The organism is Saccharopolyspora aridisoli (assembly GCF_004348445.1).
Lineage (GTDB): Bacteria > Actinomycetota > Actinomycetes > Mycobacteriales > Pseudonocardiaceae > Saccharopolyspora > Saccharopolyspora aridisoli.
Genome location: NZ_SMKV01000008.1, coordinates 70,476 through 84,047, shown reverse-complemented (window position 1 = coordinate 84,047; position 13,572 = coordinate 70,476). Strand labels below are relative to the sequence as shown.

Annotated in this window: 12 protein-coding genes; all 12 read right to left on the bottom strand. The window is 70.2% G+C overall.

Annotation, left to right across the window (positions count from 1 at the left end):
• Positions 1-25: 25 nt before the first annotated feature.
• Entirely contained in the window at positions 26-811 is a 786-nt protein-coding gene (locus E1161_RS08665; protein WP_132621419.1) for a thioesterase family protein, read from the bottom strand.
• A 101-nt stretch (positions 812-912) separates the two neighbouring features.
• Complete coding sequence (locus E1161_RS08660) at positions 913-1,776, bottom strand: sugar phosphate isomerase/epimerase family protein (protein WP_132621417.1); 864 nt, start codon at positions 1,774-1,776, stop codon at positions 913-915.
• A gap of 105 nt (positions 1,777-1,881) precedes the next feature.
• On the bottom strand, positions 1,882-3,036 hold the full coding sequence (locus tag E1161_RS28310) for a hypothetical protein (RefSeq protein WP_132621415.1): 1,155 nt from the start codon (positions 3,034-3,036) through the stop codon (positions 1,882-1,884).
• Entirely contained in the window at positions 3,033-4,124 is a 1,092-nt protein-coding gene (locus E1161_RS08650) for a Ppx/GppA phosphatase family protein (protein WP_132621413.1), read from the bottom strand. Before E1161_RS08650 ends, E1161_RS28310 begins: the two co-directional genes overlap by 4 nt.
• A 132-nt stretch (positions 4,125-4,256) precedes the next feature.
• Complete coding sequence (locus E1161_RS08645; RefSeq protein ID WP_132621411.1) at positions 4,257-4,937, bottom strand: response regulator transcription factor; 681 nt, start codon at positions 4,935-4,937, stop codon at positions 4,257-4,259.
• The gene (locus tag E1161_RS08640; RefSeq protein ID WP_235874887.1) at positions 4,934-6,190 is read right to left on the bottom strand and encodes an ATP-binding protein; all 1,257 of its coding nucleotides are present in this window, start codon (positions 6,188-6,190) and stop codon (positions 4,934-4,936) included. The genes E1161_RS08645 and E1161_RS08640 overlap by 4 nt, the downstream gene beginning before the upstream one ends.
• Positions 6,191-6,446: 256 nt before the next feature.
• Positions 6,447-7,190, bottom strand: a complete 744-nt coding sequence (locus E1161_RS08635) for a phosphoglyceromutase (protein ID WP_132621409.1) — start codon at positions 7,188-7,190, stop codon at positions 6,447-6,449.
• A 599-nt stretch (positions 7,191-7,789) separates the two neighbouring features.
• Positions 7,790-8,278, bottom strand: a complete 489-nt coding sequence (locus tag E1161_RS08630) for a type III secretion system chaperone family protein (RefSeq protein WP_132621407.1) — start codon at positions 8,276-8,278, stop codon at positions 7,790-7,792.
• Positions 8,275-9,570: a D-inositol-3-phosphate glycosyltransferase gene (gene mshA, locus E1161_RS08625; protein ID WP_132621405.1), complete on the bottom strand. Its 1,296-nt coding sequence runs from the start codon at positions 9,568-9,570 to the stop codon at positions 8,275-8,277. The genes E1161_RS08630 and mshA overlap by 4 nt, the downstream gene beginning before the upstream one ends.
• A gap of 369 nt (positions 9,571-9,939) precedes the next feature.
• Entirely contained in the window at positions 9,940-11,079 is a 1,140-nt protein-coding gene (locus E1161_RS08620; protein WP_132621623.1) for a L,D-transpeptidase, read from the bottom strand.
• A 268-nt stretch (positions 11,080-11,347) separates the two neighbouring features.
• Positions 11,348-12,355 (bottom strand): chymotrypsin family serine protease, encoded by a 1,008-nt coding sequence (locus tag E1161_RS08615; protein WP_132621403.1) that lies wholly within the window; start codon positions 12,353-12,355, stop codon positions 11,348-11,350.
• Between the two features lie 77 nt (positions 12,356-12,432).
• Complete coding sequence (locus E1161_RS08610; RefSeq protein ID WP_132621621.1) at positions 12,433-13,545, bottom strand: UDP-N-acetylmuramate dehydrogenase; 1,113 nt, start codon at positions 13,543-13,545, stop codon at positions 12,433-12,435.
• Positions 13,546-13,572 lie beyond the last annotated feature (27 nt).

Here is a 13,572-nt window from a genome sequence, read left to right as displayed (position 1 = left end):
CGGACGTGCCCGCCCTCGCCCCGCATCAGGAGGGGGACAGGGCGAGCTGGCGGGCCTGGCAGATGAGGCGGCCGACCGAGTCGATGACCTGGACGTCCTCGTCGAACCACTGGCCGTGCACGGCACGGCAGTCGACCAGCATGCGCAGCCACCCGTTGGCCGGGTGGGCGCGCAGGTAGGCGGTCAGCTGCACCGTCGGTGCCCAGCCGAAGCGGCCCATGTTGAGCGTGACCGGGACCGTGAGATCCCCCGCGACCAGGCCGAACAGCAGATCTGGCTGGCCCTCGCGCGGCCTGACCCACATCCGGTAGCGCGGCTCACCGGTGCCGCCGTTGAGGAACTCGGCCGTGTTCGGGTCCAGCCGCATGTCGCAGACCTCCGCGAGGTGGAAGAACCTCGTGGACTGGCTGAGGTCGATGGCGTCCGTCGGCGGGTTGACCGGCATGGACGGCAGATCAGACCACTCCGGCTCGGCCGCGGGCATCCGTCCCGCGGTGACCGTCGCGTCAACGCACACCTGGCCGCGCTGCTCCAGCGCCGCGCGCACCACCGTGACGGTCTTGCCGGTCTTGAGCGCCTGCAACCGGATCATCACCGGCCCGACCCGCGGCGGGCGCAGGTACTGCGCGCTGATCGACAGCGGTTCGAGCCCGCTGCCGTCGCTGACGGCTCTGGTGAGCAGTGCCAGTAGGTACCCGCCGTGCGGGTTGTCACCGACAGCCCAGTCCGGGTGGAGGTTCGCGACGTAACTGCCGTCGCCGAGCGAACGCACCGAAGTGGCCGCGGAGAACGGATCCTGGACCTCGGTCACGTGCGATCCACCGGTCGAACGCCCACTACGCGCAACGAGTTCATGGTCGAAGATTCTAATGACCTCCACCGAAGTTGATCATCAGGTATCGGTTAGCGGCCCTAAGCTCCCAGCGGTTCCAGGTGCAGACGGGCGAACAGCAGCGCTTCGGCGAGTATTTCCGCTCGTTGCTGGGGATTCCGCGCCTTGCGGGTGTTGACCTCCAGCACCACCGAACCGTCGAAGCCGTCAGCCGCCAGCGCCTCGCAGACCTCCGCGCACGGCTGGCTCCCCTGGCCGGGGAGCAGGTGCTCGTCGCGGGAAGCGCCGGTGCCGTCGGCGAGGTGCACGTGCGCGAGGCCGTCGCGCATCCGCTTGAGCAGTTCGATGGCGTCCACGTGCGCCGCGGCCGAGTGCGAGAGGTCCAGCGTGTAGTTGCGGAAGCCCACGTCAGTGGGGTCCGGCGAGGGCTTGAACGCCGAGAGCCCGCCGTTGGTCCGACCGCTGCGGAGCCGGTTGAGCGTGTTCGGCGGGCGCAGCGGGAACATGTTCTCCACCGCGATCTTGAGGCCGCTGGTCTCCTCCAGCTCCTCGACCAGCTCCGGGAACGCGTCGGCGTAGCGGCGCTGCCAGCGGAACGGCGGGTGCACCACGACCGTCGAAGCGCCCAGCTCGCCGGCCACCACCACGGCCTTGCGCAGGCGCTCCTCGGGCTCCGGCGACCAGACCCGCTGGGTGATCAGCAGGCAGGGCGCGTGCACCGCGAGCACCGGCACCCCGTGCTGCTGCGACAACCGGCTCAGCGCGTCGACGTCCTGGCTGACCGCATCGGCCCAGACCATCACCTCGACCCCGTCGAAACCGAGGTCGGAGGACATCTCGAACGCCGCGCGAGCAGGCTGCGGCCACACCGAGGCGCTGGACAGCCCCACCGGAATCCGCCCGGGGGTGTCCTGGCGCTCAAGCCGCGAAGGTTGTCCCGTCATCTCGAACCAAGCATGACCCACGGCCCTGGTGAGGTTGCGCGGCGGTGGGTCGTCCGGCCTCGCACCGCCCGGCGGTCACCTGTCCGAGCCAACACCGACAACCTCTCACTGATTGATCAACAGCAGTGCGGCCGGAGACACCGTGCAGAACAGGCCGACCAGCACCGAGAGCAGGATGGTCTGCAGATCGTTGGTGCGGAAGAACTTCCACGCAACGAGCACCAAAAGGCCGGTGAACACCAGTGCCGCGCCGAACGCGGCGATGGTCGCGTTGATCCACAACCAGCGGAAACCCACCCACACAGCACCGCCGCCGACCAGGCCGAGGACGCCCTGCAGGGCGAGCGTGCCCCACTCCTTGCCCGCCGACGGCGGCCGGTCGGCCTCCTCGTCGGGGTCGTAGTCATCGTTCAGCCCGGCGGGAGCGGAGCTGTCGTAGTCCTCGTCGTAGGACTGGTCGTAGTCCTCGTCGTAGGGCTGCTCGTAGGCACCGGAGTAGCTCTGCTCGGAGTCGTCGAAGGGCTCGTAGTCGTACGGATCGGCGTGGGGCTCGGCCTGCGCCGCGTACGACTGATCAGCACCGCCGTCTATGCGCGGCAGCTGCTCGGTGAAGTTCTCCGGCAGCTGCGGCGGACCGGCCGGCGCCATCGGCGGCCCCGGCCGAGCGGGCGGTGTCGGCAGCGCCGGCTGCCGGATGGTCGCCTCGGCGTCGCTGCTGGGCGCGGAGGGCGTCAACGGGGTCGAGGCGGCACTGCCCGGGCTCCCGAAGCGCTGCGCCCAGTAACCGGCGCTGCCGGGCTTCGGGCCCGACTCCGCCGGCGGTTCGGCCGCGGGGCGCGCGGGCGGCGCGCTGGGCGGCGACACCGGCCCGGCGGCCTGCGGCGGCTTCGCCGGGGGTTGAGCGGCCGGAGGCTGAGCGGCCGGAGCTTGGGCCGTGGGGGGCTGAGCTGGTGGTGTCGCCGGGGGTTGGGCTGCCGGAGGCTGAGCGGGCGGCTGGCTCGCCGGAGCCGCGTGGGGCGGGGCGGCGGCCGGCCCTGCCTGCCTGCGGCTGCTCGGCGGCTCCTCGTCCGGCTTGACCGGGCGCATCTTGCCGCTGTCGGACAGCACCCGGTTGATGATCTCCTGAGGCGCCGTCTCGGTCGGGTCCTCGGCCTTCCTGCGCCGGCGCCGGGAGCCCTTCTCCGAGCTGCCGCCGTACTCGGCGAGCAGCTCTGCAACGGTGCGCTGGGTGGGCTGGTCCGCCCCGCTGTCCCGACTCATCGTTCCCACCGTGCCCCGTGCCGCGTTCGCAGTCCAGTTCCGTCCACCGGTGCCTCGGTTCCATCCCGTGTCGGGCCGGACGCATTCTCCTGCGCCGGCACGAGCCCGTCCGTGCCCCCCGCACGCACCGGAACGCCGCTCCTGAACGCAGTGTGACTATCTCCGTTGGTGTGGTCCAGCCGCCGAAGGATGACTCCCTCGCGCAGGGCCCACGGGCAAATCTCGAGTTCGGTGACTCCCAGCGCCTTCATCGCGGACTCGGCGACCAGCGCACCTCCGACGAGCTGGTGCGACCGCGCGGCGCTCACACCGTCGAGCGCGGCCAGGTCGCTGGCGGACATGCGTGTGATGAACGCCAAGAGCTGCCGCAGGCCCGTGTCGGTCAGCGTGCGCGACACGCGCTGCCCCGCCGAGGACGGCGCCGCACCGGTCAGCCGGGCCAGCGAGCGGAACGTCTTCGACGACGCCACCACCCGGTCCGGCCGGGCCAGCTTGCGGAACTTCTTGGCGGTGGGCGCCAGCTGGCCCTCCAACCAATCCCGCGCCTTCTTGATCTCGTCCTGCTTCGGCGGGTCCTTGAGCATCGTGCGGCTCATCCGGCCCGCGCCCAGCGGTAGCGAGACCGCCAGGTCCGGCTGCTCGTCGATGCCCAGCGCCATCTCCAGCGAACCACCACCGATGTCGAGCAGCAGCAGGTTGCCCGCCGACCAGCCGTACCAGCGGCGGGCCGCGAGGAAGGTGTAGCGGGCCTCGTCCTCGCCCGGCAGCACCTCCAGTTCGACCCCGGTCTCGACGCGCAGCCGGTCCAGGACCTCCACCGCGTTGTCCGCGTCGCGGATCGCCGAGGTCGCGAAGGCCATCAGCTCCTCGCAGCCGGCCGCCACGGCCGAGTCCCGGGCTTCGGAGATCGTCCGGATCAGTTCGTCGGCGTCGTCGTCGGAGAGCCGGCCGTGGTGCGCACCGATCCGCTCGGCGAGCCGCAGCACGGTCTTCTCCGATGTCATCGGGGTCGGGTGCGCACCACGGTGCGCGTCCACCACGAGCAGGTGGACGGTGTTGGAGCCGACGTCGAGGACTCCTAGGCGCATGACCGACAAATTACCGGCTGCGCATGCGCCGGGGCGGCAGGTGGGCGGGAAACTGCGGTCCGGAACACTCCCGCCACGCCCGCTACCAGGTCAGCAGCCCGTCGGGAATGCGACCGGGCACACCCGGCCGGCTCAGGCCTCGAACTTGTAGCCAAGACCACGCACGGTGATCAGGTAGCGCGGGTCCGCGGGGTCCGGTTCGACCTTGGAGCGAAGCCGCTTGACGTGCACGTCGAGGGTCTTGGTATCGCCGACGTAGTCCGCTCCCCACACCCGGTCGATGAGCTGACCGCGGGTCAGCACCCGGCCGACGTTGCGCAGCAGGTACTCCAGGAGGTCGAACTCCTTGAGCGGAAGGCTCACGTCCTCACCCTCGACGGTCACCACGTGCCGCTCGACGTCCAGCCGAACCGGGCCCGCCGCCAGGACTTGCGGTTGGAGCTCCTCGGCCTCACCGCGGCGGCGCAGCACGGCGCGCACGCGGGCGATCAGCTCGCGCGCCGAGTAGGGCTTGGTGACGTAGTCGTCGGCTCCCAGCTCCAGTCCCACGACCTTGTCGATCTCGCTGTCGCGCGCGGTCACCATGATCACCGGGACCGCGGAGCGCTGCCGCAGCTGCTTGCACACGTCGGTGCCGCTCATCCCGGGCAGCATCAGGTCCAGCAGCACTATGTCCGCACCGTTGCGGTCGAACTCGTCCAGGGCATCGGTGCCGTTGGTCGCGACGGCGGCCGTGAAGCCCTCCTTGCGGAGCAGGAAGGCAAGTGGGTCGGCGAAGGACTCCTCGTCCTCCACGATCAACACTCTGGTCACCGGACTCCTCCCGTTTCGACGGTTGTCACGCCGTCCGCGCTTTCCGTGATCGACCGCGCGGCTGGTGCCGCCCGATCCGGTTCGGTGGTCGCCACGTCGCCTCCGACTTCGCCCGCGCCGTCGACTCCGCCCGTGCCGTGCCTGGGCACCCGGATGGTGAAGGTGGAGCCCGTCCCCGGCCTGCTCCACAGCTTCACCTCGCCTCCGTGGTTCGCGGCGACGTGCTTGACGATGGCCAGCCCCAAACCTGTACCGCCGGTGGCCCGCGAGCGAGCGGGATCCACCCGGAAGAACCGCTCGAACACCCTTTCGTGGTGTTCGGGTTCGATCCCGATCCCGCGGTCGGTGACCGCGATCTCGACGAAGTCCTCGGACAGCCGGCGCGAGATCGACACCGGGCTCCCGTGGGACGAGTAGTTGACCGCGTTGGTGATCAGGTTGGTCAGCGCGGTGACCAGCAGCGCCCGGTCGCCTTCCAGCAGGTACCCGGACGGCCCGTCCACCGCGATCTCGATGCCCGCGGACTCGGCCGCCAGTCGGGAGCGGCCCAGCGCCTCCTCGACGACCTCGTCCACCTCGACCGAGTGGAGCTCCGGCAGCCGTTCCGCGCCCTGCAGGCGGGACAGCGCGATCAGCTCGGAGACGAGCGTCCCGAGGCGCGTCGACTCGTGCAGGATCTTGGTGGAGAAGCGCCGGACTTCCTCCGGGTCTTCGGCGGTGTCCAGCAGGGCCTCGGCCAGCAGAGCCAGCGCGCCCACCGGCGTCTTGAGCTCGTGGCTGACGTTGGCCACGAAGTCCCGCCGGGTCGCCTCCAGGCGCACCGAATCGGACTGGTCCGCGGCGTCCACGACGGTGAAGCCGTCGCCGAGCGGGCGGACGTCGCCGATCACTGCGGCCGGACCGCGTCCGGCCAGCGAGGCGCGACCGTCCAGCGGGCAGAGGTCAACGGTCACCGTCTCCCCGGTCTTGCGCGCCTGTTCAGCGGCCTTCTGCGCCCGGGGGTCGGCTCGGTAGTCGTGGATCACGCCCAGCTCGACCGCGCGCGGGTTGTGCAGCACCACGTCGCCGAAGCGGTTGAGCAGCACGACGCCGCTGGTGCTGGTGTGCACCTGGCGCTGGAGCAGCTCTGCGACGGTGGGGCCCTGCGGCTGGGACTTGCGGTAGGGCCGGGGTCCTCCGGCTGCCAAGAATCCGCCGACCGCGCCCAGCAGGAGCGCGGCGATGATCAGGGCGGTGTAGCCCAAAGCGGTCACATCTGCATCGTAAGCAAGCGCGGGTGGGGAAAGGCCAGTCCACAGGGGCGTTCAGTGACGCCCGTGACACGAATCGGGCCGTTCTTCACCTCTGGTTCATCCCCTGCTCGGAGCTGATTCAGCTACCGACCGAGCCTCGGTAGCGCTCCGTTCCCCAAGTCGGCGATTTCTCGCCACTCCTCACCCACGTGAGTGACGCGTGGAGGGCACCGGACCTCGGGTTCGTGCCGTGGTGCCCTCCACAGCGGGCTGCAGCTCAGCGACCCTGGTTCGCCACGGCGGCGGCGGCCTTCGCAGCGGCCTCCGGGTCCAGGTAGGTGCCGCCCGGGTTGGTGGGTTCGAAGTTCACGTCCAGGTCGTAGCGCAGCGGGATGCCGGTGGGGATGTTCAGCCCCGCGATGCTCTCGTCGGAGATCCCGTCCAGGTGCTTGACCAGCGCGCGCAGCGAGTTGCCGTGCGCGGCGACCAGCACGGTCTTGCCCGCCTCGAGGTCCGGGACGATCGCCGATTCCCAGTACGGCAGCAGCCGGGCCACGACGTCCTTGAGGCACTCCGTGCGCGGCATGCCGGTGCCGAGGTCGGCGTAGCGCGGGTCGGAGTCCTGGCTGAACTCGTCACCGAGCTCGATCTCCGGCGGCGGGGTGTCGTAGGAGCGGCGCCAGAGCATGAATTGCTCCTCGCCGTAGGCGTCGAGGGTCTGCTTCTTGTTCTTGCCCTGCAGAGCGCCGTAGTGGCGCTCGTTGAGCCGCCAGTCGCGCTTGACCGGGATCCAGTGACGGTCAGCGCCGTCGAGGGCGATGTTCGCGGTGGAGATCGCGCGCCGCAGCAGCGAGGTGTGCAGCACGTCCGGCAGCACGCCCGCCTCGCGCAGCAGCTCGCCGCCGCGCTTGGCCTCGGCCTGGCCCTTGTCCGACAGCGGGACGTCCACCCAGCCCGTGAACAGGTTCTCGGCGTTCCACGTGCTCTCACCGTGCCGCAGCAGCACCAAAGTCGAAGTCATGGCCCCAGGCTATCCGCACCCCTGAGCAGGGCAGCCAGGTTGTGAGCTTCACCCGAGAGTTACTCAATCACCGTTCGACTGTGACACGATCGTGGCGGCCGTCACTTCCCGTGGGCGAAATGGCCCTCTCCAAGGCTCCTGCTCTGGTTTTCTTTTCGAACATCACACGAATGGAGTAATGCGGCAGCCTTGTGGCGGCTACACAACTCTGCGAGGTTGGCAATGCTCTCCTTGATCGGCTCCCACGCACTCCCCGATCCAGCGAGAGCGAGAAACGCGGTTCAGCTCCCCCAACGAACCGCACCCGCCGGGTCCCCGGGTGCCCCCCGCCCTCCAGGCCCGTCAGGCGGGACCAGCGTGGTGGGGCGGCTCGAGCTCGTGACTCCCCCTCTCTCCCGAGCCGCCCCCCTCGTGGGGCTCTTCGTCGCCTGACCGTGGTCGTTCTGCGAAGCGGTGCGGGTAGGGGTCATGACCGGCGCTGGAGTCGCGCCGGGCTCGTGCCACGGCGTCGCGCACAGCACCGCTGCAGAACCCCCGGCGAGCCGGTCGCTCGGGGTGGTGAGCAACAGCGCGGCGCTTGCCTGACGGGTGTTGGGCTGTCAGTCGCCTTCTTCTTCCACCAGTTGCTTGAAGGGTTGCAGGTTGGCGAGGGATTCTCCTCTGGACTCGCGCCAGGCCCACTCCCTGCGGATCGCAGTGGCGAAGCCGAGTTCCAGCAGGGTGTTGAAGTCGCCGTCGGCTGCTTCCAGGACCTGGCCGAGAACCCTGTCCAGCTCTTCCTCGGTGACCGCGTGGAGACCGATCCGGCCCACCAGGTAGATGTCGCCGGACTTGTCGATCGTGTAGTGGACGCCGTAGAGCTTCGCGTTGCGGCGCAGCAGGTAGCGGTAGACGTCCTCGTGCGCCTCGTCCGGCTGCCTGCAGACGAACGCCTCGATGAGCAGGGCGTGCTCGGCGACGATGAGCCAGCAGTTGGTCTGCAGCTTCTTGGTGCCGGGCAGCGTCACGAAGAACCGGCCGCCGCCCTTGTCCTGGTAGCCGAGCTCGTTGGCCTCCAGCGTGGACGTGATGACCTGCTCGGGGCTCACGCCGTCACCTCCTCGATCCGCAGACTCCGGTGGAAGGCCAGTTTGGCCTGCGCGTAGGCGTCGAGCAGCGACTCGGTCGTGCGCGTCCAGGAGAACGTGGTCGCGTGCTCCCGCGCGTTGCTCGCCAACCGCTCCCGCAACCCGCGGTCCAGCACGACCGGACCGAGCGCGTCGGCCCACTGCCCGGTGCGGTGCCCGTCGACGAGCAGTCCCGAAACACCGTCGCGGACCGCGACCGGAAGACCGCCGACCGCCGCCGCCACGACCGGCGTTCCGCACGCCTGCGCCTCCAGCGCGACCAGGCCGAACGACTCGTTGTGGCTGGGCACCGCCACCACGTCGGCGGCCCGGTAGACCTGCGCGAGCTCCGCTCCGCCGCGCGGCGGGAGGAAGCGCACCACGTCGTCGATGCCCAGGTCCACCGCCAGCTGCTGCAACGCCCGAGGTCGCTCCAACCCGCTGCCGGACGGCCCGCCGACGACCAGCACGACCAGCCGTTCGCGCAGTTCGGGGCGCCGGCCCAGCAGCTCGGCGGCCGCGCGCAGCAGCACGTCCGGGGCCTTCAGCGGCTGGATCCGGCCGATGAACGCCAGCACCAGCGCATTGGCCGGAACACCCAGCTGCTCGCGGGCGGCGGCGCCGTCGCCGGGTGTGAAGGCCCCCAGGTCCACACCTGGCGGGATGGTCGCGACCGCGTCCGGATCGGCGTCGTAGCGGTCGACGAGATCCGCGGCCTCGAACTCGGTGTTGGCGACCAGCATGTCGGCTTGATCGACGATCTGCTCCTCGCCCAGCACGCGCACCCGCGGTTCCGGCAAGTCCCCTTCGGCGAGGTTGGCGTTCTTGACCTTCGCCAGGGTGTGCGCGGTGTGCACCAGCGGCACGCCCCAGCGCTCCCGCGCCAGCCAGCCGACCTGCCCGGACAGCCAGTAGTGCGAGTGCACTAGGTCGTAGTAACCAGGTTCGTGCCGGGCTTCCACCCGCAGCGCGCCAGCGGCGAACGCGCACAGCTGCGAGGGGAGGTCGTTCTTGTCCAAGCCCTCGAACGGCCCGGCCACCACGTTGCGGACCAGCACCCCCGGGGCCATTTCCGCGATCGGCGGGATGTCGGAGGAGGTCGCGCGGGTGAAGATCTCGACCTCGGTGCCGAGTTCGGCCAACCGCCGGGAGGTCTGAGCGATGTAGACGTTCATCCCACCGGCGTCACCGGTGCCTGGCTGCTCCAGCGGGGAGGTGTGCAACGAGAAGACGGCGGCGCGACGAGGCCGCATGCGTAATGTCCTGGAACTCATCTGCTGCCCTCGCAAGCCGGTCCGCCCGAGTCGTTCGGACGCTGATCAACTCCGACATCGCGCGCCGCTGAAACATTCCCGTCCAGTCGGCGAGACCTCGGAGCCAACGCTGGACGCTACCGCCGAGGGGCGGCGAAGCCTCCGCTCCGCCGCCCCTCGGTGGCTTCCGTCACAGCAGTCCTCCAGGCGAACGGCGAAGCCGATTCTCCTTGCCCACCTTCGCAACCGGCACCGAGGGAGGTTCTCTAGCGGCTCTCCTGGGAGGACGACCGTGGCGCCGTGCACTGGTCATGCACCAGTCCCGAACCCGGAACCAGACGATCGGTGAGGTCCCCACCAGCACCGCTACGCAGGACGAGTGCATCCGGACTAGAGCGCGGACTTCGCCTTCCACTGATCCCAGGAGAGGATCCAGTCGTAGACGTCGTAGCGGGGCTCCATCGAACTGGCCGAGCCCGTGACCTCGACGGGATCGCCCAGCAAGGCGCTGTCGTAGTAGGCCTTGGCGTCGGCGGCGCTGAGGTTGATGCAGCCGTGCGAGTTGTTCACCTTGCCCAACGCGGCGGCGTTCTCCTGGTTCTCGTGGATGAACTCGCCGTGGTTGGAGAACCGAGCGGCCCAGGTCTTGCGCACGTCGTGGTAGCCGTAGCGCGGGTTGTCCATGATCTCGACCGGGTTCTTCTGCATCACGATGTAGGTGCCGTTCGGGGTGTTGCGCCCCGGGTCGTACTCCTCGCCGAAGCTGGCCGGGTAACTGGCGACCTGCTGCCCGTCGCGCATCACGACCATCTGGTGGGTTCCCACCGCGGCCTTGACGATCTGCTCGCGGCCGATGTCGAACTCGCTGGTCAGGTCGGCCAGGCCGTAGGCGCCGTTGCCGTAGGGCACGCCGTAGAGATCAGCCTTGACGGTCACGTGCGTTTTGGCCGGCCAGTACTCCTTGGGCCGGTAGTCGACCTGCTTGTCCGACAGCCACGCCCACGCCCCCTCGACGGGCGTGGAGGTCTGCACGCTCAGCGCGCGCTCGGCCGCGGCCTTGTCCTTGACCGGCTCGTCGAACTTGACGCTGATCGGCATCGCGACCCCGACCTGGGCGTCGTCGGTGGGGTTCACGGTCGCGCGGACCGTCTTCTTCGGCTGCACGGTCCGGAAGGAGCCCCGCACCGGCGCCTTCTTCCCGTCGGTGCCGACGGCCTGGCCGGACCAGGTGTAGTCCTTGCCGTAGCCGAGCGCCTCGCCGGCCTGCCACGTCTTGCCGTCCGCGGACAGCTGCCCGGCGACGGCCTTGCCGTCGGCGTTGGTCAGCTGGACGGATTCGAAGCGGCCCTCCTCGACCGTGGCCTTGATCGGAGCGGTCGGACTGACCTCACCCGCACCGGCACCCGGTTCGAAGTGGACCGCGGCGACCGCCGGAGCGGTTTCGGACCGCCCCGGCGGTTGCGCGGAACAGCCCGAGATCAGCAGGACGGCCGCCAGCGCTCCCAACAACACGCGGGCCGGCAGCCGCATCACACCACTCACCCTGAAGAATCCTCTCTGGAATCGAACCATGACGAAGGGGACATCGCCGAAAAAGCGGAGAACGGCCCACTTCTCGTCCAGCCGACGGTTCTACCCCGCCCCCACGATGAAGACGTGCGAAAGGCCGAAAAGATGTCCGAACCTCGCTGTGCATCGCATCACAACTGCTGAACCGCACGTCAACCGGCCCGGAATGCGCGCATTCCGCCGAACGGTGTTCAGCGGGAACGGGAAGACGATTCGCGCGGAATACCGCTCACACGCCGAGCGGCTGCGATCGCGGGTTGAGCCGGACGTCGAGTTCAGCGAGAACGTCACCGATGGGCGTCGCGTAACCGATCCCGCCGTCGGAGGCACCCGCGACGTGCAGGCCCACCAGCCGACCACCCAGGTCGAGGACCGCCGCGCCCGCATCACCGGGACCGCAGAAGCGCGGCCGGTCGGTGGCGATGCGGATCTGCTCGCGCAGCACCCGCACCCCCAGCGCCTCGCCGTGGTCCACGCGGATGGTGGCGTCGGTCGAGGTCACGAAGCCGTCGGTGAGACCGGTGCCGAAACCGTGCTTGCGGACCAGCTCACCCGGGTACGCACGAGCGCGGCCGGTCACCGGCCCGAGTCCGCCGACCTCGGGCGAGGCCGCCAGACCGGGGACGAGGCTGACCGCTGCGGCATCGACCCGGCCGGACAGCGCCGCCCGCGCGAGCTCGGCGTGCACCCTCCCGCTGTCGACGTCGACCATGCGGTCGCCCACCGCCCAGGCGTCGTCCAGGCAGCCGACGTCGAAGGTCGTCAGCCCCATCGGTTCGGCGGAATCACTGGTCACGAGCGCCCCGAGGGTGCCGACGCGGCGGTACTCGTCGGACCCCACCCGGACCGCCCTGCACGGCGCCAGACCGCTTCCGCCGCGCACCGCCCGAATCGGGCAACCCGCGCTGCCGCCGTCGGAGCCGATCGTCCGGGTGGGCCACCGCAGCGGTTCGCCGCACGCGCGGTGGATGTGCTGCAGGAGCGGCTGCTCCTCGACGACGTCGGTGGGGATGCCGAAGACCTCCTCGGGCACGCAGTCGTCGCGCCCGAGGCCCTCCCTCGGCCGCTTGCCCACGACCGACACGACGATGACCTGCTCCCGGAGGCGGGTGCCCGCGCGGGTCCGGCTGCCGATGTCGACGCCCGTCACGCCGGGCAGGTCGAGCAGCTGATCCTCGACGGCGCGCTTGATCGGGCGGATCACCGCCCGATCCCGAAGTTCCCTGATGCTCAACATGGTGGCCCCCTCCACCCACATCATTTAACACTCAGGGTTATCGATCAGTCACTAAGAGTCACCCTTACGGCGGCTGGTCAGACCTCGCAGTCGACCATGACCGGCTCGGGAACGAGGGTGACGCCGAAGGCCGAACGCACGCCGTCGCGGACCTCGCGTGCGAGTCCCAGCAGATCAGCGGTGGTGGCACCGCCTCGGTTGGTCAGCGCCAGCGTGTGCTTGGACGACAGCGCGACGCGCCCACCCGGACCGCCGTGGCCCTTGGCGAAGCCCGCGCGCTCGATCAGCCAGGCCGCCGACAGCTTCCCGCCGCCCGCCGCCGGGTACTGCGGGATCCGCTGGTCGGCGCCGACCTGCGCGGCGATGCGCGCGATCACGTCCGGCAGTTCGGCCTCGGCGATGATCGGGTTGGTGAAGAACGAACCCGCGCTCCAGGTGTCGTGATCGGCGGGATCGAGCACCATTCCCTTGCCGCGCCGCAGTTCCAGCACCGCCTGCCGCGCCTTCGCCGCGTCGACCCGCTCACCGGGCTCGACGCCCAGCGCGCGGGCGAGCTCGGCGTAGCGGATCGGCGCCGACAGCCCGCTGTCGTGCAGCTGGAAGCGGGCGCGCAGCACCACCGCCGCGTCGCTGTGCTTGAGCACGCTGTTGCGGTAGGTCAGCCCCAAGTCCGCGGCCCGCACGGTGCGCACCCGCCCGGTCGCCCGGTCCAGCAGATCCACCGAGACCAGCAGCTCCGAGACCTCCACGCCGTAGGCGCCGACGTTCTGCACCGGGGTCGCCCCGGCCAGGCCCGGGATGCCGGACAGGCATTCCAGCCCGCCCAAGCCCTGCTCGACCGAGTCGGCGACCACGTCGTCCCAGTCCTCGCCCGCCTCCGCGGTGAGCTGGACGATCCCGTCACCGACGTTGTCGTACTCGCGGCCCTTGGTGGCGATGCGCACGGCGTGCCCGTCGAACCCCTCATCGGCGACGACCAGGTTCGACCCGCCGCCGAGCACCAGCAGCCGGTGCCCGTCCCCGTCGGCTGCCCGGACCGCGTCGATCAGCGCGTCGTCGCTGGTGGCGACCACCAGACCGCGCGCGGGGCCACCGAGACGCAGGGTGGTGAACTCGGCCAGCGGCGACCCACCGCCCGGCCGCTCACCAGGCAGGGCAGTGTTGTCGCGCACTTCGTCGGCACCGGACATGGAGGCACTCACGATTGCCAAAGGTAA